Below are 24842 nucleotides of genomic sequence, written 5' to 3' on the forward strand. Positions count from 1 at the left end.
TCTTCCCCCCGCGGATCGCGAACCAGTGCGAACGGCGTCGATTCGGCTGCGACATGTTGGCGACGATCCTGATGGTCATGGCCCCCGTCTCAGCTCGAAGAATGGTCTCGCAAGTACTGCTCCAGCAGTCGTCGGGAACCCGCACGGCAGCGAAGCGCCCGCACACTGGCAAGGTCCGTCACGGCAAACAGATCCTCGATTCCCTCCAGCCCGGGTACCTTGCCAATCCACTGCCCATCGCCCTGCGCCTTGAACAACACGACAAGGGAACCGTTCTCCGCCTGTTCGGGCACCACGGATGTCCCGCCTGTTGCCTGTAGCGCCTTGGCGGGAGGGAAGAGAACTTGATAGAAGAGATCCGGGTTTTCTTCAATGAGAGGTCTCAACCACTCGGGCACGGACATGCCATTCGCTTCGAGCAACACCGCCACCGGTTCTGCCATGTCGTACGCCTCCTGAACACGCGCGACGAGGCGCGGAATGGCCGGCGCGGCTGCGCAGGGAGCCGCGTCCGAACCAGGTGCCCGCGTTCATCCACTCGCCGCCTGCAACTCCCTCCCGCCTGAACTGCACTCGCGCATCGGGCCCGCGGTCCCAGCCACAAACCATCCGTTCGCCGGGTAGCCCGCGACGCTTCGGCTCCTACGCCCCCGTGGCGCGGATAACCGCAAGCGCAGTTGCCCGGAGCCGGATCCTGGCGTGGACCGTCGAAACGGCAGCCGGGGAAATCATGGTCACCGCAACAGCCTCACTCTTCGCCAAGCAGCGCTGCGTACTCCTCGAGAATCTTCTTCGAAGAGTCGCGACATCTGAGCACCCGCAAACTCGCACCGGTTATGTCAAACAAATTGCCGAGATCCGCATCCCCCGTCAAGGCGCCAATCAAGCCTTCGCTAAACTTCAGCTCGAACATCATCAGGAAGGCGCCGTCGTCGACCTTGATCGTCGTTACCTTGGTGTCCTTGTCGTTTTCGCCGCTGTGATCTGCAAGCCAAGCTGCTTTCTCCGTGTCAGTTAACGCTCGTTCGTTCTTCGAGAAGTAGAAGGCGTCGCAGGAGATCGACGTTGTGTTCAGAAAGTTTTTCACTTCATCCGGCATGGACACGTTCTTGCTCTTCAAGTAGGCCGCCAGATGCTCTCCCTTTATGGTCACAGGTTTCGTTATATAGACCGGTTGTCCCTTGGTGATGTTGGTTGCGTCGGGAATCATGAGATAAGACTCTTTGCCGTCAGCCTTTACTGCCACCGCCACGCCAAAGTGTGTCTGGCCGTCGAAAAGAGTCGCCGGGCAAAGCGTTCCTCCGGACAGTACGGGTAGATTTGTGCCGCTTTCGTTTGCCATACGTGGTTCCTCCATGGAAAGGTCAAAAGTGCCAACCAGCAGGGTCGGATTCATGACCCATGCAAAGCCCTCTATCTTTCTTCTTCGCGTTGCCGCTCTGGGTGTGGGCGCCTCTTAGCGAATTGAACGAGGGTTAGTTCAGGGTCCTGCCAATTCGGACCGACTCGCTTTCGTGCACCGTGGCCGCATCCAGTAGGAGCGTCGCGGCGACCGTCTTGTCCGCGCCATTGTTTGCCAGGTAACTGCGCAGCGCATCTCTCGCGGCCCTGTGATCGTCTGCGATGTGAGCGTCGTCGAGTATCTGCACCCCCAGGGCGAGCCACTCTGCGCATTTGGCACGCCAGGAATTGTTCAAGTCCCGGATGACCGCGAGCTCGTTGCTTTCGGCCTCGCCGCCCGGGTTATAGGGTTGGTACAGGGGCGCCCAGGACTCACCTCTACCGAGATGGATGGAGGTCGGAGGATACCCTTGCGCAACCATGAACAGGGTGCACGGGAGACACGAGGCCATCTTGGTCGTGACCGCGCCGACTGCGATTTCGTACGGGGTACAACTGGGGCCGAGCGAGTAGCCTTTGTAGATGGCCTGAATCATCCCGTGCGTATAGGCCGCGATATCAGCAGGGCCAGGGTCGCCGTTGAATACCATTTTGTCCGTTGCGCTCATTTCTCCGGTGATCTGGTCGGCCAGGTTTGTCGCACGGGTGACGTTGGACATCCTTGAGTCGGGCTCTTTTCCAGCCGCATCTCCGCCAATCATTCCCCAGGGAACATACGAGTCGGTTGTCCCCCTCCTCAACCGGGATATCCAGGAGGCGCTTCCGGTTAGTGGGAGCCATCGCGGGTGTAGCCCGCCCATCGTCGGGTCGTCAGCAGGGACGATATCCGGGTCCGGGGTCAGAAAGCGCGCGGTGGGTCGGGGGCCGACCGGGTCGGTGTTCCCTTCGGTGTTCCTGTTGTCGACAAATCCGGTATACGCACCCCGTCCCGTGTATTGGGTGAGTTCCAGGTTCTTTATCCTGTCGTACAACGCCTGGCCCTTGACGGACAACACCGGATCGGAGACCGACACGGGGGCCGACTGGTTCGCCAACGCATAGACCCCCATGATGACTGCGCCCTTGCTGTAGTCGGGGGCGAGACCGGCGTTGACCTTGCCTGCTGGCTCCAGGTTGTTCCTTTTCAGGTAATCCACGACCGCTTTTTCGATCTTGCCGACCACCGCCTGCAACCCTGTCAGGTCTTTGGCCCGATCCTTGGGATCGATATCGAACCGCAAGGGGGTGCCGTTCGCTACATATGACGCGGCGAACCCCAGTGCCGCTGCGGTCATGATCACGTCCGCTTCTTTCCGGGGATCCGACGAATCAGAGTCCGTGACGATACCCCTGGTTCTTCTGAACGACATGGCTGGCCCCCCCCTGGTGGATGAAAGCTTGCGTCTGGACTTGACCTAGACCTAGTCTAGACGAAGCCGAACGGCCGAACCATCAGGATTTTCGATGATCCATTGCGAAGTCTTTTGTGCGCTTCTTGCCGATGACTTGGGCCGTCACCCATCTGCGGAGAGCGGAATCAGCCATGAGGAACCATCGTCATTGAGTTCACCCGTAACGCCTGGGCACGCTCGGGCTTCCCCGGCTCAGCGAGATCCGGCCAGCAGGAAATCGATCGCCTGCCGCCACCAGGCTTCGTCCAGCCGGTCGAACCAGTCGTTGTGCCCGGCGCCTGCGATCACCGACAGGCGCTTGGGTTCTGCCAGCGAGTCGTAGAGTGCCCGGCCGAAACGGCTCGGGACGATTTGGTCGTCGCCGGCAACGACCACCAGCACGGGGCGTCCGATGGTCGCCAGGTGGCCGACGCTGTCGTAGCGGTCGCGCAATAGCCACTTCACCGGCAGCATCGGGTAGTGGTGGCTGGCGACGTGTTCAAGCCGGTCCCATGGCGTGATCAGCAGGAGGCCGGCGATCGCCTCGCGATGGCGCGCACTGGCTGCGGCTGCCACGCCGGCTCCGAGCGATTCGCCGATGATCAGCAGCGGCCCGCCGTGGCGAGCGTGCGCCAGGGCAATCGTCTGTTCGGCGTCGGCGACCAGGCTTGGCTCGCCGAGTTCGCCGGCGCGTGGCCCATAAGCGGGATACTCGGCGAGGATCACGCGCAGACCGAGGCGGGTGAGGACGTCGGCGTAGAACTGGCGGTGGCCGGCGTGGCCGGCGTTGCCGTGGAAAACGATCGCCGTGGCGCGTGCCGGTGACGCAAGTGGTTCGGCCGACAGGCCGCGGAAGTCGCTACCCGTTGGCCAGGGCGAAAGCCCACCCGAGACCATTTCCGCCACGCTGGCCTGGTCCGGGAAGTAGAGCAGATGATTCTGGAACATGGCGATTCCCGTCAGGGCGATCAGATAACTCAAGGCGCTGAGGACTACGATCCGCCGCGTCGCCGCAGCCGTGGCAATGAATCGCGAGCCGCCAGGGCGGCTGCGCAGGGTGGACGACGACAGTGGGCGCAGCACAGTGCTCCTATTTTCGCTTGAAATAGCGAGGGTCTTCGAACAGCGAAAGGATCTCAACCTTGCCAATTTCCGGGTTGTCCGGCACGAGGTAGAGGATCGGCGTGATCAGTTCCTCGAAGATGCCGCGCAGGCTGCGGGCACCGGTCTGGTATTCAATGGCGATCTCGGCAATCTGCTCGAACACCCGCGGTCCGATGCTCAACTCCACGCCTTCTCCCCGGAAGATTTCGATGTACTGCCGGTAGATCGAGTTCTTCGGTACGCTCATGATGCTCACCAGCATCGCCTTGCTCAAGGGGTGGAGGTTGGCGATCACCGGCAGGCGGCCGGTGAACTCGGGAATCAGCCCGAATTCGAAGAGGTCGGTGGGCTTTACCCGCTTGTTCAGACGGTCGAGGATGTTCTGGTTGTCATCAGTCGAGGTGGCGATGAAGCCGAAACCATGCGTTCTCGACATGATGTTTTCGAGGCCGACAAACGCTCCGCCGCAGATGAACAGGATAGTGCTGGTGTCGATGTACTGGTTGTTCTTCAGCTTGACCGGCGAACCTTCCATGATCTTCAGCAGTGCGTGTTGCACACTCTCGCCTGAAGTCGCCGCCGACGGGGCGTGCGTCGCCTTCAGTTTGTCGATTTCGTCGATGAAGATGATCCCGTGCTGCGCCTGCTCGATGTTGCCGTCGGCCTTGTCCAGCAGCCGCTGCAGTGCGGCCTCGATCTCTTCATTGACATACTTGGTCTGCGCCAGCGAAGTCGCATCGGCGGTGACGAAGGGCACCTTGAGCATTCTCGACAAGGTGTCGCAGAGCAGGGTCTTGCCGGTTCCTGACGGTCCGACGAGGAGGACGTTGCTCTTTGCCATCGCGCCCCTGTCGTTGTGAAAGGTGGCGATCTTCCGGTAATGCGAATAGACGGCAACGGCCAGGACCTTCTTGGCCTCATCCTGGCCAATGACGTACTGATCGAGATACCTGACGATCGCGCTGGGTGTGGTTTCTCTGGCTAACAAGGCGTACCCCGTGGAATCGACAAACGTTGCAACAGGCTTTTGGTTCGCTTGCCAGGCTGCTTCCAGGCGGGCCGTCTGCCAGGCGCCCATGTTATGCCGAAACGGTCGCTCGTGCGGCTCGGCATGGCCGGGCCGGGCCGGGTGAAGGTCCGGGGCCGGCCGTGGTCAGCTTTGCGCGCACGCTCAGGTGCATCTCTGTCCCCGGGTCAGGGCCAGGTACGACAGGGGCGCGGCTAGCGTGCAGACGGCCACGGCCATGGCCAGCACTGCACCGCCGCCGGCCAGCGCGTGGCCTACGGCGATTCCCACCAGCGCGGCGATGGTCATCTGAACGCAGCCCATCAGGGCCGAAGCCGCGCCAGCCATTGTCGGATAAGGGGCCAGCGCCCTGGCAATGGCATTCGGCATGACCAGGCCGGTTGCCACGGTACAGAAGAACATCGGTCCAAGGATGGCGGCGATGCTGCGGACGCCCGAGAATTCGAGTGCCGCCATGCTGACTCCGGCGATGGCGCCGAGCCAGGCGCCGCGAAGGAGCAGGTAATCGCTGCCGAGGCGTCTGACCAGCCGGCCGGAGGCCAGCGAGCCCAGCAGGTAGCCGGCGATGACGACGCCGAAGCACAGTCCATACACCTGTGGCGTCAGCCCGTGGCGATCCGCGAGCACGAATGACGAAGCCGAGATGAAGGCGAACAGCGCGCTGTAGGAAAAGGAGAAGCTGAGCAGGCAGCCAGATAGTGGCGGTCGGCGAGCAAGCGGGCGAAGTTGGCGACCATCTGGCGCGGATTGCTTGCCGCTGGGTCACGATGGACATTGCTTTCGCTCAGCATGCAGGCGACGGCGACAAGCTGCAATGCGCCAATGAGGAGCAGCAGCAGGAAATTGGACTGCCAGCCGAAGAGAACGGTCAGGAAACCACCGAGCGTTGGTCCGACCAGCGGCGCAATGGCCATTGCGCCACCCATGTAGGCAATGATCCGTGCCGATTCGCTGGCGCCCCAGAGGTCGCGGACGACCGCTCGGCCGATCACCGGCCCCGCGCAGGCGCCAAGGGCCTGCACGAAACGGGCAAGGACGAGCATCTCGATGCTTGTCGCAAGGACGCAGCCGATCGAGCCCGCACAAAAGAGCGCCAGGCCGCCGAGCATGAGAGGTCGTCGCCCGAAGCGATCGGACAGCGGACCATAGAAAATCTGTCCGCAGGCAAAGCCGGCAAGGAACACCGACAGCGTCAGCTGCACCCGGCCGCATCGGTGGCAAAGACTCTGGCCAGCGTCGGCAGTGCCGGCAGGTAGAGATCGGTGGACAAGGGGCCGAGGGCGACCAGCGTCGTCAGCAGCGCTGCCAGCGCGAAGGACGGACGGGCGGAAGTCATCCGCTACGACGGCGGCCCGGGCAGCATGTTCTGGTTCCCCGCTCCGCTTCAGCCAGCCTGCAGTGCCGCCAGTTCCTGCTCGTCGAAGCCCGCGGCGCGGCGCGCTCGAGGTTGAAAGGCCCGCGCAGGCGCGGGCGCGCGATAGCTCTGGCGAGCTCGGCGTAGCAGGCCACCGGATCCAGGCCGCGTTGGTCGCAGAGCCAGCGGTACCAGCGGTTGCCGATGGCGACGTGGCCGATCTCGTCGCGAGGATGATTTCCAGGATCGCCGCACCGCGCTCGTCGCCGACGCGCCGCAGCTTGTCGCGAATCGGCGGCGCCGCGTCGAGGCCGCGCGCCTCGAGCGTTCGCGGCACCAGCGCCAGGCGCGCCAGGAGGTCGTCGCTGGTCCTTTCTCGGCCATTTCCCAGAGGCCGTCGTGGGCCGGGAAGTCGCCGTAGCTGAAGCCCATCGTTTGCAGATGTTCGCGCAGCAGTTCGAAGTGGCCGCCTCCTCCCTGGCGACGCCGATCCAGTCACGGTAGAAGTCGGCGGCAGGCCGTCGAAGCGCCAGACGATGTCGAGCGCCAGATTGACCGCGTTCAGCTCGATATGGGCCAGCGAATGAATCAGCGCCGCGCGTCCCTCAAGGGTGCTGACCGGTCGCTTGCGCGAGCTGCGCCGGCGGCACCAGCAGGGGCCGGGCACTGCGGCCGGGAAGCGTTTCGCTGGCCAGGCGGCTGGATCGGGCGGCGATTGCATGATCGCTCGCGGGCGGCGCGATGGCCATGGACGGCCGCGCACTTTGCTCCCGGGCTCCTGAGCAGCAAGGCGTCGAGGGCGAGTTGGCGCAGGTTCAAAGGTGCTCCCGCGGCATCGTCGCCTGCGGTGAGGCGACGAAGCCATAGCGTCCGGGTACTTCCGATCGGTGCAGCGAGCGCACCGGCAGCCGCTGGCCCTGCCAGTGGAGCGTCAGCAGCGTGCTGGCGCCGGGTCACCGGCTGCTCGATGGCTGGCGAGGAGGCTCGCGTCGTCGGCGACCTCGCCGTTCGGCAGGCGCAGGCAGCGGCGCAGGGCGGGCAGGTCGCGGTCGCAGAGCAGGGCGATCCCGTCGGGATCTCGATCAGGAGATTGCCTTCGTCGTCGATGCCGGCGCCGCGAATTTCGTCGACGACTTCGCCGACATGCGTTTCGAGGCGGTCTTCCGCCGTCAGGCGCAGGACCCACGGCGTGTACTCGAGTTCGACGAACACCCGTTGCGGGCCGTTCTGCACGAAGTAGTTGCCGTCCTGGTCATGCGCGTACTGGCGGTTCAGGAAATCGTTCAGGCCGGCGTGGGTGACCGCTTCGCCGCGCAGGCGCCAGCGGCCCGCGCCGGTCGAGCGACAGCCAGCCGTAGCAGGCAGGCACGTTCGGCCAGCGCAGCATGGCGCTGAAGTCAGGCGCGGCATGCTTCACTCGGCGGGCCCGGGTGGTGAACCTTGCTGCCAGCCTCCGCCGGTCGTCGGCGAGCAGCCGCGGCGGCAGGCACCTCAGAGCAGTTCCTCGATGTCGTCTGCGATGGCTCCGGCGGGTGGCCGGCGCATAGCGTTCTCACTTCCCCCTCGCGATTGACCAGAAACTTGGTGAAGTTCCACTTGATTCCCTCGCTGCCGAGCAGGCCGGGTGCCGCTTTCTTCAGATACTGGTAGAGCGGGTGCGCGTCGTCGCCGTTGACCTCGATCCTTGGCAAACATCGGGAAGCTGACGCCGTAGTTCTTCTGGCAGAAGCTGGCGATCTCCTCGGCCTCTCCGGGTTCCTGCGCGCCGAACTGGTTGCAGGGAAAACCGAGCACCACCAGGCCGCGCTCGCGATAGCGCTGGTAGAGCGCTTCGAGCCCTTCGTACTGCGGCGTGAAGCCGCATTGCTGGCGGTGTTGACGATCAGCAGGACCTTGCCCGCGTAGTCGCCCAGCGACTGGCTGCCGCCGGTGAGGCGTTCGGCGGTGAACTCGTGGATCGGTGCGCTCATGTTCATGTCTCCAGGAATCGTTGTCTGGGGAGACGAAGTGTAATCACAAATCGCCCGGGATGCGCCAGCGCCGGCTCGCGACGCGGCGCGCAGCGTCGATGCCGCTCGACTCTTCGCAGTACTCGTCGATCGGCACGCAGGCACAGAACAGGTGGCGGTCGCCATAGACGTCGTCGACCCGATTGACGCTCGGCCAGAACTTGTTCTCGGCCACCCAGGGCAGCGGGAAAACGGCTTCCTGGCGGCTGTACGGTCGCTCCAGTCGCGTCGACGAGGTCGGCCTGGGTATGCGGCGCATGCTTCAGCGGGTTGTCGTCGGCGGCCAGTGGCCCAGCTTCGATCTGGCGGATCTCTTCGCGGATGCTGATCATCGCGGCGATGAAGCGGTCGAGTTCGGCTTTTCGATTCCGACTCGGTCGGCTCGACCATCATCGTTCCGGCGACCGGGAAGCTGACCGTCGGCGCGTGAAAGCCATAGTCCATCAAGCGCTTGGCGATGTCGATCTCGGAGATTCCGGTCGCTGCCTTGAGCGGGCGGATGTCGAGGATGCATTCGTGCGCCACGCGGCCGTTGCTGCCGGTGTACAGCACCGGGTAGTGTGGCTGCAGGCGGCTGGCGATGTAGTTGGCGTTGAGGATGGCCACTTCGGTGGCGCGCGTCAGCCCGCTGCCGCCCATCATGGCGATATACATCCACGAGATCGGCAGGATCGAAGCCGATCCCCAGGGCGCCGCGGCGACCGCGCCCTGGCCAGCGTGCGGGCCGCTGATCGGCTGTACGCTGTGGTTGGCCATGAACGGCGCCAGATGCGCCTTGAGACCGATCGGTCCCATGCCCGGACCGCCGCCGCCGTGCGGGATGCAGAAGGTCTTGTGCAGATTCATGTGGCTGACGTCGGCGCCGATCAGTGCCGGCGAGGTCAGGCCGACCTGCGCGTTGAGGTTGGCGCCGTCCATGTACACCTGGCCGCCATGCTGGTGCACGATGGCGCAGATATCCTTGACCGATTCCTCGAAGACGCCGTGCGTCGACGGGTAGGTGATCATCAGGCAGGCGAGGTTGGCCGCGTTCTGCGCCGCCTTGGCCGCAGGTCGGCAAGGTCGATGTTGCCGGCATCGTCGCAATCGACCACCACCACCCGCATGCCGCACATCTGCGCGGTGGCGGGTTGGTGCCGTGCGCCGACTTCGGGATCAGGCAGACCTTGCGCTGCGTTTCGCCGCGGCTGGCGTGATAACGTGCGATGGCGACCAGGCCGGCGTATTCGCCCTGTGCCCCCGAGTTCGGCTGCATGCAGATGGCGTCGAAACCGGTGATCGCCTTGAGCCAGGCTTTCCAGCTCGCCGATCATCTGCAGGTAACCCTGCGCCTGGTCGAGCGGGGCGAAGGGGTGGATGTCGGTGAATTCCGGCCAGGTGATCGGGATCATCTCGCTGCTGGCGTTGAGCTTCATGGTGCAGGAACCGAGCGAGATCATCGAGTGATCGAGCGCCAGATCGCGGTTCTGCAGCTTCTTGAGGTAGCGCAGCATCTGCGTGTTCGGTATGGTGCGTGTTGAATACCGGATGCGTGAGGATGGCGTCCTGGCGCAGCAGGCTGCCGGCAAGGTCGGGTCGGCCTGCTGCAGTTGCTCGTCGAGCGGCGTGAGGTCGGCGGTGACGCCGGTGATCAGCTTGATCAGAGGGTGATGTCGGCGCGTGTGGTCTTCTCGTTGACCGCGATGCCGAGTACGCCGGGCGATACCTGGCGCAGGTTGTAGCCAGCGTCGACCGCGGCCTGGTAGGCGCTCAGCGCATCGGCTGCCGAGGTCGACGCGCAGGGTGTCGAAGAAGTGCCTGGTGAGGACGGTGATTCCGGCACGCCGCAGCCTTCGGCGAGAATCGCGGCCAGGCGGTGGATGCGGCCGGCGATGCTGCGCAGGCCCTGCGGGCCGTGATAGACGGCATACATGCCGGCCATGTTGGCGAGCAGAACCTGCGACGGTGCAGATGTTCGAGTTGGCCTTTTCGCGCCGGATGTGCTGTTCGCGGGTCTGCAGCGCCATGCGCAGCGCCCGCTTGCCGCGGGCGTCGATCGAGACGCCGATGATGCGGCCGGCGACCGACGCTTGTGCTCGTCCCGGGTGGCAAAAAAGGCGGCGTGCGGACCCCCGAAACCGAGCGGGATGCCAAAACGCTGCGACGATCCGAGGGCGATATCGGCGCCCATTTCGCCCGGCGAGCGGAGCAGCACCAGCGCCATCAGATCCGAGGCGACGGCGACGACGCCGCCGCGTGATTTGACGGCAGCGATCGGTCCGCTGAGGTCGCTGACTTCGCCGTCGTCGTTCGGATACTGAAACAGCGCGCCGAAGACCTCCTGCTGCGCCGCCTCGTCCGGCGTGCCAAAGACCAGTTCAAAGCCGAAGAAGGCGGCGCGCGTCTGAGCACGTCGATGGTTTGCGGGAAGCAGGCCGGCGTCAACGAAGAACCGTTCGACTTCGACCTTGCTGACCCGGCGTGCCATGCTCATCGCTTCGGCGGCGGCGGTCGCCTCGTCGAGCAGCGAGGCGTTGGCCAGTTCGAGGCCGGTCAGGTCGATCACCATCTGCTGGTAGTTGAGCAGCGCCTCGAGGCGCCCCTGCGCGAGTTCTGCCTGGTACGGCGTGTAGGCGGTGTACCAGCCGGGGTTCTCAAGCACGTTGCGCAGTACCACGCCGGGGTCAGCGTGTCAGCGTAGCCCATGCCGATCATCGAGTGCTGCACGCGGTTGCGGCGGGCAATCGCCCGCAGCGCTGCCAGCGCTTCTCCTTCCGGGCGGGGCTCGGCGAGCGCCAGTGGCGCCGCCAGCCGAATCGCCGCCGGCACGGTCTGTTCGACGAGTTGCTCGAGGCTGCTCGCGCCGATGCTTGCCAGCATGGCAGTGATTTCACTGGCGTCGGGGCCGATGTGACGGTCAAGGAAATCGTCGCGCTGTTCGAGGGTGGCGAGCGACGGCAATGAGGGAGGGGACGAAAGGGGGGCAGGCATGGCGTCTTCCGGTAGCGCTTCCACTGGCCTAGGCGGCGTCAACGATTTGCTGGTAGGCGGCGGCATCGAGCAGGCCATCCAGGTCGCTGGCTGCGGCGGGCTTCATCCTGAACAGCCAGGCAGCATAGGCGTCCTGATTGACCAGTTCGGGGGCGTCGACCGCCGCCTGGTTGAGCTCGATGACGGTTCCCGTCAGCGGCGCGTAGACGTCGGCAGCCGCCTTGACCGATTCAACGACGGCGGCTTCCTGCTCGGCGGCGAGTTCGCGGCCGACCTCCGGCAATTCGATGAAAACCAGGTCGCCAAGCAGCTCCTGGGCATGATCGCTGATGCCGATGGTGACAGTGCCGTCCGCTTCGCGCGGACCCATTCGTGACTCCTGGTGTACTTGAGGTCGGCGGGGATGTTCATCTTCTCTCCTGATAAATAAGACCAAGTCTGGCCATTTAATGCCATGAAATCAAACGAGGATGTTGCCGTTTCTGACGAAAGCGGGTTTGACCACCCGGGCAGCGAGCCGTTTGTCGCGAATCGACACCTGGACCGTGTCGCCTATCGTCACGGCGAGTGGCAGGCGGGCGAGGGCGATCGATTGTTGCATCGTCGGGGAGAAGCTGCCACTGGTGATCTCACCGTTGCCATGGGTGGTGTGTACCGGTTGGTGGGCTCGCAGCACGCCGCGGTCGAGCAGCACCAGGCCGAGAAACTGGACTTGCTGCGGCCGGGCGAGGAGGGCGGCCTTGCCGACGAAGTCGCGCGGTGATACGAGATCGACCGTCCAGGCCAGGCCGGCGTCGAGCGGCGAAACTGTTTCGTCCATATCCTGGCCGTAGAGATTCATGCCGGCCTCAAGGCGCAGCGTGTCGCGGGCGCCCAGCCCACAAGGCCGCACACCCGCTGCAGCGAGTGCCTGCCAGAGGCCGTCGGCCCGGGCGGCGGGCAGGGTGATCTCGTAGCCATCTTCACCCGTATAGCCGGTACTGGCGATGAAGTGGTCGCCGACGACGGCGGCAAAGAAGGGCTTCAGCGCTTCACTGGCTGCCCGGCATTCGGGCAGCACCTGCCACACCTTCTGGCGAGCATGCGGTCCCTGGACAGCGATCATCGCCAGCGCCCCGGCGCCCTCGCGGCGGGGCGTGATGTCTACCGCAAGCTGCCACTCGTCGCGGCGGGCGGCCATCCAGTCCAGATCCTTCTCGGCGGTGCCGGCGTTGACCACCACCCGGTAGCTACGGTCGTCGAGGTAATACACGATCAGGTCATCGATCACCCCGCCGGCTTGGTTGAGCATGGCGCTGTACAGTGCCTTGCCGGGGACCTTCAGCCGCTCGACATTGTTGGCCAGCAGGCGACGGAGAAAAACACCGGCGTCGCGACCCGCCACATCAACGGCGCACATGTGCGAGACGTCGAACATGCCGGCGTCGCGGCGCACGGCGTGATGTTCCTCGATCTGTGAACCATAGTGCAGCGGCATCTCCCAGCCGCCGAAATCGACCATTCGGGCGCCGCTTCGGCGGTGGCAGGCATTGAGGACAGTTTTCTTCATCGTATCAATCCATAAGGAGCACTTGTTCGAGTGGATTCAAGAAACAGAAAAGGGGCGAACCCGAAACGAGTTCACCCCCCTGTCCATGTACCTGAGAGATTGTCGGGCGGCTACCCTCATTCGCAGCCGCTCTTGCCCCATCGGTGGGCGCTTCGCCAATAGCGTGCGCCGCTCTCCAGAGTTCATTGCACGAACGGTCCTTTTGCCTGAGCGTTTCCGGGTGGATTGCGCCGTCGGCGGCGACACTGTCGCCCTCTCCCATTCGCGGTGCGACTATAACGCGACGCGAGCCCGGCTCGCAAGGCAATCGTCGCTGGGGTGCGTCGCTACAGCGCAGCGAGGGGCGGTCGCCGGGCGGTGTCTGAAGGTTCAATTGTTGCCCCGGGGAGCCGGGCTCGGGTGCTTCAAGGGATACGCGTGGCTGCCGGGCCGGGGCGCTGCCTCAGCGGCGAGGTTCCTGCCGCGGGTGCTGCAACCCTCAGGGGCTTGAGGGGTCCACCTGCCGCAGGGAGGCATCAGAGCCTCGTCTTGCGAGTGCGAGGCGGTCGCCCTCGATCGCGTGGGCCAGGGGTGCGGTGTCGGTTTTTTTTACACTTGAGTTATCTTGAACGATTCGTGAATTATTAAACACTTGGTTTCATGGAACATTCCTTTTTGGGCACGAATATTGCTACTTTTTCACTGAGTCAGGTTTTGTTGAGGACGCACGGATGTTGCTTTCCGGGTTTCCGAAAGCCAAGACTTGTGAAGCCCATTAAAACCCTCATCAACCGGTCTGCGAAACGGACTGGTGATTGACGTGAAGGAGTTCTCAATGAATCTACTATCTAGCAAGACAAGAATCGCTTTGGCGGTGTTGGCAATGGCTGCTTCGGCCGGCGCGTCGGCCGCGCCGATTGGTATGCAGGTCACCGGAATCAGCAATACGTTTGCCGTTTATAACGCTGACGCTACAGGCGTGGGGCTACTCAGCCTCGGGGTATCTGACCTCGCGAATGCCCAAGCGGCCCTCAACGATGGTAACGGTGACGCCACGAAGCCCGGCGGCAACGTGGAACTCGGGAAGTACGGCGCGAAGCCAGTCGCGGTGATGACCGGTACGGTCGGTGGCAAGAACATCACACTGAGCGGCCTGGACAGCGATGACTGGACCGGTAACAACAATGCTCTGGCTTATCGCTACGTCGGCGGTGCGGCGGCTTCGATTAACCAGCCCTTGACTCAACAGCAGTTGGATTTTGCAGTAAACAGCTTCCTGACTGTTCCTGTGGGTACGCCTGTCACCAATCCGCTCGGCCTCAAGCCCTGGAACTTCGTCAGTGACCCCAATATTTCGTATGTCTACATTGACGGTCACACGGTCAATATCGGCCTGGCAGGTTTCTTCGACGCGTCGCAGGCCCTGGGGCAATTGTTTCCCGGCTTGGTGTTTCCCAAAGGGGCGCAAGTGAGCGAGGTCGTTGAGGTCACCTTGGGTAATGCCCATGAGTACCTGTTCGGGTTTTCTGCGACGAACTCCCTTGTTTTTACTAAAGATGGCTCGTATACAGGTAACTACAACGTGCAGATCCCCGAACCCGAATCGCTCGCGCTGCTGGGCATCGGTCTCGTCGGTCTGTTCCTCGGCCGTCGCCGTCGGGTCTGAGCGAGCCTGAGAGTTCACCGGCGCGCAAGCGCCGTGAGGTTCCAAGAGCAGAGCCCGCAAGGGCTCTGCTTGTGTCGAGCGTGACCAGTGTCCGGGGCGGCGCTGAAGCCTTGACTGTGAATTGCGGAGGTGGCCGTGGATTTGGCCGTTTTGTTCGGCGTGTGTCTGCTGGTATCCGGTGTGGCGATCCGAGTAGGTATTGCGCTTGCCGGCTATCTCGGAATCATGGATCACCCTGGCGGGCACAAGCAGCACCAGGCGAGTACGCCGTTTGTCGGCGGCTTTGGCTTGATGACTGTTGTCGTCAGCGCTTCTCTGTTGGCCGATACGTTTTTTGCTGATGTCACGCTTGCTCCCCTGAGCGGGATTCTTTTCGGCGCACTGGCCATCTTCCTCACCGGCCTGGTTGATGATATCTGGCGCCTTGGTTTCAAGCCCCGTTTCATCGTGCAGGCGCTGGTTGCGTTGTCGATGGTCTTCCTCGGCGGCGTCGAACTCCGCTCGCTTGGTGAGCTGGTTCCGGGCGTGGTCGTTGATCTCGGCTGGCTGGCTATTCCTCTGACCGTTTTCGCAACCATCGGCCTGATCAATGCTATCAACATGATGGATGGCATCGATGGCCTTTCAGGCACGGGGAGTCTGGTCAGTCTGGCGCTGACCGGCATCGTCGCGTATTACGGCAACGGAAGTTCCTATGTCTTTCTCATTGTTGCCCTGATGGGTGGCGTCGCAGGCTTCCTCTATTACAATCTCCGCTATCCGGGTAACCGCCGGGCGCGGGTTTTTCTAGGCGACAACGGCAGCATGTTGCTGGGCTTCCTCTTTGCCTGGTTGTTCATTGCCATGTCGCAGGGGGAGCAGGCGGCGATGACGCCGGTTACCGCGTTGTGGTTGTTGGCTCTGCCGCTGATGGATACCGTCGGCGTCATGCTGCGCCGTGTCTGGTTTGGCGGGTCGCCGTTCCGTGCTGACCGCAACCATCTGCATCATCTCTTTGTCCGCGCCGGGTTTCGGGTAAGCGACGTCGTTCTCCTTGCGGCTGTGATGCAAGTTCTCTTTGGCTTGATCGGGGTCTGTGGTTTCCTGCTGGGTGTCCCCGAGTATCTGATGTTCTGGCTGTTTCTCGGGGTTTTCGCGGTGTACTTCGTGGTCATCCTGCGGCCCGCACGCCTGGTTACCCGTCTGCGCCAGCTCAATCGCTGGCTGGGGCTGCCGTCGGTCCAGGTGCGCGGCATCTTTGTCGGCTATCTGCGCAGGGAGAAGTCTCCGGAGATTGTTGCGGTGATCTCGCAGGGACTTGGCAGCACTTATGATTTCCAGCTCGGTGTGTACGAGATGGACAGGTCTTCGACCGACGGCCGCAACGTCTATTGTGTCGTGCACATTCACACCGACGGCGACGAGCAGCTGATCGGCAACATACAGCGTGATGCGCGGCGCATCAAGAGGCGCATCGCCGGGCAGCCGGGACTTGAGGTACGTCTCTTGATGGGCCGTAGCAGCCCGAACTCTCGTGTGGGTGCCGGCGAGCCATTGCTACCGGGCAGCAGCCGGGAGGCTGATCGCCGTGGTGTCCGGAGCACCTTGATCTACTCGATGGAGCGTGGCTGCTGCCCGGTCGAGAGCACCGTTCCGGGGTTTGAAGTCAGCGTTCCACCCTCCTGCAGGTGAGTTGAGCACATGTTCAGCAGGATTCTCACAGTCTGTACCGGCAACATCTGTCGCAGCCCGGCGGCAGAGTTCCTGCTGCGTCAGCGTATCGAAAAAGCCGGGAAGCGGGTGGAAGCGCGCTCCGCGGGCATTGGCGCGCTGGTCGATCATCCGGCGGAAGAAGCCACCTGTGCGATGATGAATGCGCGTGGTGTGGACCTCAGTACACATCGTGCCAGCCAGCTCACGCCCGAGCGTCTGCGCTGGGCTGAACTCGTTCTGGTCATGGAAAAACACCACCGGGAGGCGGTGCTGGCGATGGACCCGACGGCGCGTGGCAAGACCTTCCTGCTCGGGCACTGGACGAGGACCGAGATTCCCGACCCGTATCGGCGAGGAGATGCAGCGCACGCGGAAGCTCTGCAGTTGATCGAGGATGCGCTCGATCCGTGGATCAGCAAGCTCTGCTGAGCTGGCTGTTCTTTGCGCGGGTGTGAAATAAGGCACTGGTCCCGAAGTCGACCGGCGTTATCCTTGCGTTCGGAACCGACGACTCCCCCGGCAGCACCAGCATCGCATTGTTCCGGCCGGGTGAAGGTTCCCAGGCTGCACACGGGGTTCGCCGGGGTTCGCCCAAGGCGCCTGGACGAGCACCGCCGGAGGTATGCCGGGCGGCTGTGAACGGGCTGATCAGGCCGACCACAGGCGCTGATGTCTTTGCGCGATGGTCCAGCCGGGGGTAAACTGCGCGGCGCCCGTTGACGAGAGGTTCTCGGCAGCCGCAATGAGGGAAAGATATGAGGAGTTCGGCATGAAGCTGTCCTTTGCCCGCCATGACGGGAGCCGTCGCTTGCTGGTGTGTGTCGCCGCGAGCCTGTTGGCGGGTTGCACCCTCATTCCCGGTAACCAGAATTACGGCAACCGTGAGGAGTCCGACGTCAGGCTGCCGGTGCAGCAGGGCGACTTGCTTGCGCCAGCCAACATCAAGATCAGACCGATTACCGCCGAACTGATCATCGACATGTTTCAGGCGGCGCGGCCGCCAATTGGCGATGGCACCAGCTCGGCGAAGGTGGCGGCGAAGGACAGTCCGCGTTTCATCGGTGACAACCCCGCGTCGGTGCCCGAGTACCGGCTCGGTCCGGGCGACATCATCTCGATCATCGTCTGGGATCACCCTGAACTGACCATTCCCGCGGGCAGTTTCCGTACGGCCGAGCAGGCCGGTACCGTGGTTGCCGAAGACGGAACGATCTTCTACCCCTACGTCGGGGTCATCAAGGCCCAGGGCAAGACGACTCGCGAGCTACGGGCGATCCTGTCGGACAAGCTGGCCAAGTACATCGAGCGCGTTCAGCTCGATGTGCGCATGGTCGCCTTCCGTAGCCAGCAGGTGTATGTCGTCGGAGAGGTGGCGAAGCCGGGTATTCAGCAGGTGACCGATATTCCGATGACCGTTCTCGATGCGGTCAATCGTGCCGGGGGTTTCACGCCCGAGGCGGATTTCAGCCGCGTGCTGCTGACCCGGCGTGGCACGACCTATCTGGTCGATATCCAGGCAATGTATGACTACGGTGCCAGCGAGCAGAATGCGCTGCTCGAGCAGGGCGACATCGTCAACGTCGCCGACCGCAGTTACAACAAGGTCTTCGTGCTGGGCGAAGTGACCAAGCCGGGCTCGCTGGTGATGAACAGGAAGCGTTCGACGCTTGCCGAAGCGCTCAGTGATGCCGGCTACATCAATCAGAGTACCGCCGATCCCCGCTGGATCTACGTCATGCGCGGCAACACCGATACGCCGGAACTGTTCCATCTCGATTCGCGTCTGCCCGACGCGCTGTTGCTTGCGGATCGCTTTCCGCTCCGGCCACGCGACGTCATCTATGTCGATACGGCACCAGTTGTTCGCTGGCAGCGTGTAATCGCGAACATCCTGCCGACCGCGACGATGCTTGATGTGACCAGCCGGACGCAGTACCCACTTTTTGGCGGACGGCAGCCGTAGCGCCGAAGCAGGGCTGGGCCGCGTGCGTGGCCGCATGGTAGCCGCGAGCCCTGTCGGCTGAGAACTGCCTGCTTGCTCGCACCACGCTCGGCCCGGCGCGCTGCCAGGCGACCACAACCACGGACAACCAATGGACAACGATCACTCAAGACCCTTTCCCAATACGGGCAGCGGCCCCGCTATGAACACGGCCGCCCCGCAGCCGATGCAGCAGGCTTCCGCTGACGAAGAGGATGAAGGCCTGGCTCTGGGCGAGATCATTGCCGTACTGATGGACTATCGCTGGCTGATCGCGGCGATCAGTCTTTTTGCGCTGGCCCTCGGTCTGGCGTGGGTGCTGGTGGCCAAGCCGGTCTACCGGGCGGATGGATTGCTGCAGATTGAAGAAAAGGGCTCGGGCGGGGCGCTCAAAGCCCTCGAGCCGCTGTTGGGTGACGATACGACTGTGTCTGCCGAGGTCGAAATCCTCACTTCGAGGATGGTTCTCGGACGAGTGGTGAACAAACTCAAGCTCGACATTGTTGCCATGCCGAGGACACTGCCGCTGATTGGCGGTGCGTTTGCCCGGCGCTATCAGGGCGACGAGCCGAACTCTGCGTGGCTTGGCTTTTCGAGTTTCGCCTGGGGTGGCGAACGGATCCAGGTCGATTCGCTCGACGTTCCCCCGCAGGCGCTCGATCAGCCACACGCCCTGATCGCCCGGGAGGGCGGTACGTTCGAAGTTTTTGACGACGATGACCGCCTGGTCCTCAAGGGAAAGGCAGGGACGCGCGCCAGCGACCAGGGCTACTCCATCTTTGTCGCGCAACTCAGAGCGCGGCCGGATACCCAGTTCCGGTTGACGAAACGCTCTGCCGAAGCGGCGATTGACGATCTGCGCAGCAGTTACTCGGTCAAGGAACGGGGCAAGAAGTCGGGCGTGCTTGAACTGAGCTTGCTTGGATCGCGCCCCGAGCAGATCGCTCTGGTACTGGATGACATCCTCAATACCTACGTCCGGCAGAACGTCGAGCGGCGGTCGGCTGAGGCCGAGAAAACGCTCAAGTTCCTCGAAACCCAGTTGCCTGCGCTCAAGACGCAGGTTGACAGCGCCGAAGCGGCCTACAACAGCTATCGCCAGAGCCGCGGCTCGCTAGACCTGAGCCTGGAGACGCAGGGCATCCTGAAGTCGCTGGTTGAAGTCGAGAATGCCGCGGTATTGCTCAAGCAGGAGCGCGACGAACTGCGCCAGAGTTTCACCCCGGAGCACCCCCGGATCCAGGCGGTAGACAACAAGCTGGCGCGCCTCAACGACCGCCGCAAGCAGTTTGACGGCGAGGTTTCGCGCCTGCCCGATACCCAGCAGACCGTTCTGCGGCTGGCGCGCGATGTCGAGGTTTCCAACCGGCTGTATACCGAGCTGCTCAACACGGCGCAGCAGTTGCGGGTATCCAAGGCCGGCACGGTCGGCGACGTGCGCGTCATCGATACCGCTGCCGTTGCGCGCAAGCCGGTTGGCGCAGGCCCGGTGGCGATCCTGGGAATTGCCCTGCTGCTCGGCCTGCTGGTCAGCATGGTGGTGATCTGGGTACTGCGTTCGCTGCGGGTGGTGGTGGAAGACCCGGAGATCATCGAGTCGCAGCTCGGCCTGCCGGTGTACGCGACGGTGCCTCACAGCAAGACCGAACTCGAGTTGTATCGCAAGGCGCGCGGCGGCGTCGAGGAACTGCTGGCGGTATCGTATCCGCAGGATGATGCGGTCGAGAGCCTGCGCGGACTGCGCACGACGCTTCACTTCGCGCTGCTCGACGCGCAGCGCAACTCGCTGCTGATCACCGGATCGAGTCCGGGCCTGGGCAAGAGCTTCATCTCCAAGAACCTGGGCGCGGTCCTGGCACAGGTCGACAAACGGGTCGTGATTGTCGATGCCGACCTGCGCCGGGGACACCTGCACCAGGAGTTCGGCCTCGAGCGGGCGGTCGGCGTTTCAGAGTACGTCGCCGGGCAGGCATCCCTTGAAGACCTCCTGAAGACCACCATGGTGCCCAAGCTGTGGGTGGTCACGACCGGCCAGATTCCACCGAATCCTTCCGAGTTGCTGATGCATCCGCGTTTTCAAGTGCTGCTGAGCGAACTCGCTGCGCGCTTCGATACGGTCATTGTCGATGCGCCGCCGGTGCTGGCGGTCTCCGATGCGGCGATCATCGGGCGGCATGTCGGCGCAACGCTGATGGTCGCGCGGGCAGGCAAGCACCCGATCCGCGAGCTCGAACAGGCGGTCAAACGGCTCAATCAGGCCGGCGTACAGGTCAAGGGCTTCGTTTTCAACGACCTCAACGTCAGTCGCCAGAATTACCGTTATGGCTACAAGGGTTACGTCTACCGTTACTCGTACAAGACCTAGACGTTTGGCTGCGAGCGGGGCTATTTGCCGGCAGATCCCTGGCTGGCAAGCCGCCGCCGCGCCTCGTAGAGGCAGACGCCGGTGGCGACCGACACGTTGAGGCTGGCAACCGAGCCGAGCATGGGGATGCTGACCAGTTGATCGCAGGTTTCCCGGGTCAGGCGACGCAGGCCGTCGCCTTCGGCACCGAGAACCCAGGCGCAGGCGACTGGCCACTGAGCAGCATAAAGATCGTCCTTTGCCTCGGCATCGGTGCCGACCAGCCAGATCCCGCGTTCCTTCAGTTCGCGCAATGTGCGGGCGAGATTGGTGACCGTGATGTACGGCACCGTTTCGGCCGCTCCGCTGGCCACCTTGATCGCCGTCTGGGTGAGGCCGACGGCGCGGTCCCTGGGCGCGATCACCGCATGCGCGCCGACGGCATCGGCGACCCGCAGGCAGGCGCCGAGATTGTGCGGGTCCTGGATGCCGTCAAGGACGAGCAGGAACGGCGCTTCGTCCAGCGTATCGAGCACGTCGTCGAGCGTCACGTGGCGTTGCGTCGAATCGACAGTGGCGATGACACCCTGATGCCGGGCGCCGGGAGCCATCGCTTCCAGGCGGACGGAAGGTACCGGCAGCACGCGCACCTTGGCGAACTCCGCGTGCGCCAGCAGGTCGCGCAGACGCGCATCGTGGCGCCCGGAATCGACATAGATCTCGCGCACCGCACCGGCGTCGTGACGCAACTTGGCCAGGGTCGAATGAAAGCCGAAAATCAGTCGTGAGTGGGATGTCATCGAGGGGCGAGGAGCCAGGTTGAGGGGGAAGGGCTGGAGGGGAACGGTTCAGGGGACGATGTGCTTGTTGACGGCAGATTGCCCAGCTTGCGTCTGGTTGACCGCGATCGTCTCCAGGGTTCGCGAGCGCCAGTCGAGCACCGCGGTGCGCATGCTCATCTGCTCGCCAAGGCGAGGAAACTCGGCGCGAATGACATCGGCGGCGAAGGTTGACAGAAAGCGAGACTTGAGCTCGGCGCGCGCGCGGTCCACGCCGATCTCGTCGTAGGGCACCGAAGCCAGCAGCAGGAAGCCGTCGTCCGGGATGCGTCCAGCCTGCATGTTGGCTTCGATGATGCCGGCAGCGCGGCGGATCGGGACGTCGAGGTTCGGACTGTAGGGGCCGATGATCAGCGCGATGTTCGGCGTATGCAGGAAGTCGAAACCGCGGCCAAGACAGATCATCCACTCGCGGTGTTCGATGTCGAGCAGCCGTTCATTGCGGCGAATCTGCGCGCGCACGTTCTCGATATGTTCGAGATTGCCGTAGAACAGCGGCAGCAGATCGGCCCGCATGCGTGCCGGCATGTCCGGCAGCAGGGCGGCGAGGCGCAGTTCGAGCGTCGCCCGGTCAGTCGAAGTCAGCGTCGCGAGGTCGAGCTTGTCGCCGGCCGTACCATGGATCACCAGCGCGTCCTCGTCGGTCTCGAAACCGCAGACCAGAGGGTAGACGGTGCCGTGATCGGTGCCGAAGATGTGTTCGATCTGACGCCGTATTTCGTAGGTGTGGGCGATCGCCGCTGCCGTGTCGTACTGAAAGCCGGCGCAGCCCCGCCGCGGGTCGCCCTGCGAGTAATGGTAGGTGACCAGGAAGACGACGTTGCGGCCGGCGCTGACGACGCGCTGCACCTGGTGGGCGAGGACCTCACCGAGGTGCGGCCAGCCGAGGTCGAAGATGCCGCCGAGGTTGCGAAACGGCATCAGGATACCGACCGGTGTGTTGGTGGCGACCGGAATGTTGATCCGGCCGTCCATGCACTTGAGGACCGCGATCGCTGTCGGGTGTTCGGCCAGATAGCGCTCGCGTGCCAGCCACGCTTCCGGGCTGCGGAAGATCGTGCTGTGCCGATCGGCGAGGCCGAACAGCCAGTCGATGCGTTCCTCGATGGGTTTTCCGTGGATGTCCATGGCGACCGGAGCCTTCAGACGGCAAACGCGGCCAGTTGCTGGCCGGGCATTCCACACCGCGGTTGCGGGCGGACGCTCACTAGTATCTTCGCGCTTGGCGCTCAGGTCAAACACTCCCGCCCGGCTGCTGGAGGTCGCGGTGCCGCCAGCCATCGAGGCCGCCCGGCAGGTGCTGCCGCTCAGACGATCATGCCGGCGCCGACGGTATTGTTCGACGACTCGTCGATGACGATGAAGGCGCCGGTGCCGCGGCTCTCCGAGTACGGATCGGCGAAAATCGGCTGCGCCAGCCGGAAGCTGACGCGGGCGATATCGTTCATCACCAGCCGCTCGGCCGCCTGCTGTTCCAGCGTGTTGACGTCGACCCGGTAGTCGATGCCGGCGAGCATCGCCTTGCTGTCGCGCGTGGTATGGCGAAGCAGGTACTTGCGGCGCGGGTCGAGCGGCGATTCCGACAGCCAGCAGAGCATGGCGTCGATCTGTTTGCTGACCATTGGCAGTTCGCCGCTCTTGACGATCATGTCGCCGCGCGAGATGTCGATCTCGTCGTCGAGCAGGATGGTGACCGACTGTTCGGCGACCGCGTGCGGTTGTGACTCGCCGAGCACCTGGATGTCCCGGACGCGGGTCTCGCGTCCGGAAGGCAGTACGGTCACCGCATCGCCAATGGCCAGCTCACCGGACTCCACCCGGCCCATGAAGCCGCGATAGTCGTGCAGTTCCGGGTTGGCCGAATCCTGCGGGCGGCAGACGTACTGCACCGGGAAGCGGAATTTCTCGGCGTGGGCGCTGTGGATCGCCGGCGCGGTCTCGAGGATCTCGAGCAGCGTCGGCCCGTCGTACCAGTCGAGGTGCTCGCCACGGTCAACGATCATGTCGCCGTTGAGCGCCGACATCGGGACGAAACGCACGTCCGCTATACCCAGCTCGGCGGCGAAGGCCAGGTAGTCATCCCTGATCTGCGCGAAGGTTTCGGGTGAGTAGTCGACCAGGTCCATCTTGTTGACCGCGACGACGATATGCCGAATGCCGAGCAGGTGCGCCAGGTAGGAGTGGCGCCGGGTCTGCGTCAGCACGCCCTTGCGGGCGTCGATCAGGATGATCGCCAGGTCGGCGGTCGACGCGGCGGTCACCATGTTGCGCGTATATTGCTCGTGGCCGGGGGCGTCGGCGATGATGTACTTGCGCGTACCGGTCGTGAAGTAACGATAGGCGACGTCGATGGTGATTCCCTGTTCGCGCTCGGCCTGCAGTCCGTCGGTCAGCAGCGACAGGTCGACGACGTCCAGCCCGCGTTTGGCCGAGGTGCGCTGGATGGCGTGCAGGGTATCGGCGAGGATCGTCTTGCTGTCGAACAACAGGCGACCGATCAAGGTGCTCTTGCCATCATCGACGCTGCCGCAGGTCAGAAAGCGCAGCAGGCCGTTGTCCGGGAGGGTTTCGGCGGGGAGTTTCTCGATCGCGGACATCAGAAATAGCCTTCCTTCTTGCGTTGTTCCATCGATGCGTCCGATGTCTGGTCGTCGAGGCGGGTCGCGCCGCGTTCGGTGATCGTCGTGATGGCCGTTTCGGCGATGATTCTGGCGACGGTGTCGGCATCGGACTCGACCGGCGCGGTGCAGGTGATGTCGCCGACGGTGCGAAAGCGGACCATCAGGTTCTCGATCGTCTCACCGGATCGCGCCGGCGTCACCTCGGTCACCGGCAGCAGGCCACCGCTGCGGCGAACGAGTGGGCGTCGGTGTGCAAAGTAAATCGACGGCAGGGCGAGGCGCTCGCGCTCGATGTACTGCCAGACGTCGATCTCGGTCCAGTTCGAGATCGGGAAGACGCGGATGTTCTCGCCCTTGAAGCTGCGCGCGTTGTAGAGATCCCACAGCTCTGGCCGCTGGCTTTTCGGATCCCATTGGCCGAACTCGTCGCGGAACGAGAAGATGCGTTCCTTGGCGCGGGCCTTTTCCTCGTCGCGGCGCGCGCCGCCGATGCAGGCATCGAAACCGAATTCCTCGATCGCTTCGAGCAGCGTCACCGACTGATGCTTGTTGCGCGGTTCGTCGGCCGACTTGAGAACGACGGTGCCGCGCGCCATCGAGTCCTCGACCGAGCGAACGATCAGGCGTTCGCCGAGCTCGGCCGCCCGCCGGTCGCGGAATTCGGTGACCTCGCGGTAGTTGTGGCCGGTATCGACGTGCAGCAGCGGGAAGGGAAAGCGGCCCGGGCGGAAGGCCTTCTCGGCGATGCGCAGCATGCAGATCGAGTCCTTGCCGCCGGAGAAAAGCAGAACCGGGGTGCTGCACTGGCCGGCGACCTCGCGCATGATGTGGATGGCTTCGGATTCCAGCCAGTCAAGGTGGGAAAGCCTGGCCTGGCCTGGCTGGGAGAGCGTTGCTGTATTCATGATGGACCTGTGTTTCGGGGCTTGCAGTGCG

General features: G+C 63.7%; 19 protein-coding genes, 5 pseudogenes and 2 riboswitches. Of the genes and pseudogenes, 5 read left to right on the forward strand and 19 right to left on the reverse strand.

Annotation, left to right across the window (positions count from 1 at the left end):
* Positions 1-89: 89 nt before the first annotated feature.
* From V5B44_RS14075 to gcvT, 14 genes and pseudogenes are all read right to left on the reverse strand, one after another.
* Complete coding sequence (locus V5B44_RS14075; RefSeq protein ID WP_332359658.1) at positions 90-443, reverse strand: hypothetical protein; 354 nt, start codon at positions 441-443, stop codon at positions 90-92.
* Positions 444-748: 305 nt separating this feature from the next.
* Positions 749-1396: a hypothetical protein gene (locus V5B44_RS14080; protein WP_332359659.1), complete on the reverse strand. Its 648-nt coding sequence runs from the start codon at positions 1394-1396 to the stop codon at positions 749-751.
* A 79-nt stretch (positions 1397-1475) separates the two neighbouring features.
* Entirely contained in the window at positions 1476-2681 is a 1206-nt protein-coding gene (locus tag V5B44_RS14085) for a hypothetical protein (RefSeq protein WP_332359660.1), read from the reverse strand.
* A 303-nt stretch (positions 2682-2984) separates the two neighbouring features.
* Positions 2985-3719, reverse strand: coding sequence for an alpha/beta hydrolase (locus tag V5B44_RS14090; RefSeq protein WP_332360046.1), 735 nt, complete (start codon positions 3717-3719; stop codon positions 2985-2987).
* A 142-nt stretch (positions 3720-3861) separates the two neighbouring features.
* The gene (gene clpX, locus V5B44_RS14095) at positions 3862-4863 is read right to left on the reverse strand and encodes an ATP-dependent Clp protease ATP-binding subunit ClpX (protein WP_332359661.1); all 1002 of its coding nucleotides are present in this window, start codon (positions 4861-4863) and stop codon (positions 3862-3864) included.
* 183 nt (positions 4864-5046) lie between these two features.
* Complete coding sequence (locus tag V5B44_RS14100) at positions 5047-5529, reverse strand: hypothetical protein (protein ID WP_332359663.1); 483 nt, start codon at positions 5527-5529, stop codon at positions 5047-5049.
* Positions 5505-6104: an MFS transporter gene (locus V5B44_RS14105; RefSeq protein WP_332359664.1), complete on the reverse strand. Its 600-nt coding sequence runs from the start codon at positions 6102-6104 to the stop codon at positions 5505-5507. The genes V5B44_RS14100 and V5B44_RS14105 overlap by 25 nt, the downstream gene beginning before the upstream one ends.
* Positions 6095-6238, reverse strand: a complete 144-nt coding sequence (locus V5B44_RS14110) for a hypothetical protein (protein ID WP_332359665.1) — start codon at positions 6236-6238, stop codon at positions 6095-6097. Before V5B44_RS14110 ends, V5B44_RS14105 begins: the two co-directional genes overlap by 10 nt.
* A 48-nt stretch (positions 6239-6286) precedes the next feature.
* Positions 6287-7075: pseudogene (locus V5B44_RS14115) on the reverse strand (ferritin-like domain-containing protein).
* A 249-nt stretch (positions 7076-7324) separates the two neighbouring features.
* Positions 7325-7643: pseudogene (locus V5B44_RS14120) on the reverse strand (DUF2946 family protein); the annotation flags it as partial.
* A gap of 104 nt (positions 7644-7747) precedes the next feature.
* Positions 7748-8226 (reverse strand): annotated as a pseudogene (locus tag V5B44_RS14125) (glutathione peroxidase).
* 118 nt (positions 8227-8344) lie between these two features.
* Positions 8345-11235 (reverse strand): annotated as a pseudogene (gene gcvP, locus V5B44_RS26725) (aminomethyl-transferring glycine dehydrogenase); the annotation flags it as partial.
* Between the two features lie 28 nt (positions 11236-11263).
* Positions 11264-11646: pseudogene (gene gcvH, locus V5B44_RS14150) on the reverse strand (glycine cleavage system protein GcvH).
* 49 nt (positions 11647-11695) lie between these two features.
* Positions 11696-12784 (reverse strand): glycine cleavage system aminomethyltransferase GcvT, encoded by a 1089-nt coding sequence (gene gcvT / locus V5B44_RS14155; protein WP_332359670.1) that lies wholly within the window; start codon positions 12782-12784, stop codon positions 11696-11698.
* A 77-nt stretch (positions 12785-12861) separates the two neighbouring features.
* A riboswitch (glycine riboswitch) is annotated at positions 12862-12965 on the reverse strand.
* Positions 12966-12968: 3 nt separating this feature from the next.
* Positions 12969-13055, reverse strand: a riboswitch (glycine riboswitch).
* A gap of 543 nt (positions 13056-13598) precedes the next feature.
* On the opposite strand from gcvT, the gene V5B44_RS14160 reads away from it, so the two are divergent.
* The 3 genes from V5B44_RS14160 to V5B44_RS14170 all read left to right on the forward strand — a co-directional run bounded on the left by V5B44_RS14160 (position 13599) and on the right by V5B44_RS14170 (position 16550).
* Complete coding sequence (locus tag V5B44_RS14160) at positions 13599-14429, forward strand: NF038130 family PEP-CTERM protein (protein WP_332359671.1); 831 nt, start codon at positions 13599-13601, stop codon at positions 14427-14429.
* A gap of 135 nt (positions 14430-14564) precedes the next feature.
* Positions 14565-16100: an MraY family glycosyltransferase gene (locus tag V5B44_RS14165; protein WP_332359672.1), complete on the forward strand. Its 1536-nt coding sequence runs from the start codon at positions 14565-14567 to the stop codon at positions 16098-16100.
* 9 nt (positions 16101-16109) lie between these two features.
* Positions 16110-16550: a low molecular weight protein-tyrosine-phosphatase gene (locus V5B44_RS14170; RefSeq protein WP_332359673.1), complete on the forward strand. Its 441-nt coding sequence runs from the start codon at positions 16110-16112 to the stop codon at positions 16548-16550.
* A 219-nt stretch (positions 16551-16769) separates the two neighbouring features.
* Here V5B44_RS14170 and V5B44_RS14175 read toward each other — a convergent pair whose 3' ends face one another.
* Complete coding sequence (locus tag V5B44_RS14175) at positions 16770-16892, reverse strand: hypothetical protein (protein WP_332359674.1); 123 nt, start codon at positions 16890-16892, stop codon at positions 16770-16772.
* Here V5B44_RS14175 and V5B44_RS14180 point away from each other — a divergent pair.
* The gene (locus tag V5B44_RS14180; protein WP_332359675.1) at positions 16891-18084 is read left to right on the forward strand and encodes a polysaccharide export protein; all 1194 of its coding nucleotides are present in this window, start codon (positions 16891-16893) and stop codon (positions 18082-18084) included. The two genes, V5B44_RS14175 and V5B44_RS14180, sit on opposite strands and share 2 nt — an antisense overlap.
* A 181-nt stretch (positions 18085-18265) precedes the next feature.
* Positions 18266-20467: a polysaccharide biosynthesis tyrosine autokinase gene (locus tag V5B44_RS14185; RefSeq protein WP_332359676.1), complete on the forward strand. Its 2202-nt coding sequence runs from the start codon at positions 18266-18268 to the stop codon at positions 20465-20467.
* A gap of 20 nt (positions 20468-20487) precedes the next feature.
* Here the strand turns inward: V5B44_RS14185 and rlmB are convergent, their stop codons facing one another.
* From rlmB to cysD, 4 genes are all read right to left on the reverse strand, one after another.
* Positions 20488-21246: a 23S rRNA (guanosine(2251)-2'-O)-methyltransferase RlmB gene (gene rlmB, locus V5B44_RS14190; RefSeq protein WP_332359677.1), complete on the reverse strand. Its 759-nt coding sequence runs from the start codon at positions 21244-21246 to the stop codon at positions 20488-20490.
* 48 nt (positions 21247-21294) lie between these two features.
* On the reverse strand, positions 21295-22413 hold the full coding sequence (locus tag V5B44_RS14195) for a hypothetical protein (protein ID WP_332360047.1): 1119 nt from the start codon (positions 22411-22413) through the stop codon (positions 21295-21297).
* A gap of 179 nt (positions 22414-22592) precedes the next feature.
* Complete coding sequence (gene cysN, locus V5B44_RS14200) at positions 22593-23882, reverse strand: sulfate adenylyltransferase subunit CysN (protein WP_332359678.1); 1290 nt, start codon at positions 23880-23882, stop codon at positions 22593-22595.
* Complete coding sequence (cysD, locus tag V5B44_RS14205) at positions 23882-24811, reverse strand: sulfate adenylyltransferase subunit CysD (RefSeq protein WP_332359679.1); 930 nt, start codon at positions 24809-24811, stop codon at positions 23882-23884. The genes cysN and cysD overlap by 1 nt, the downstream gene beginning before the upstream one ends.
* Positions 24812-24842: the final 31 nt, after the last annotated feature.

Source organism: Candidatus Accumulibacter necessarius (genome assembly GCF_036625085.1).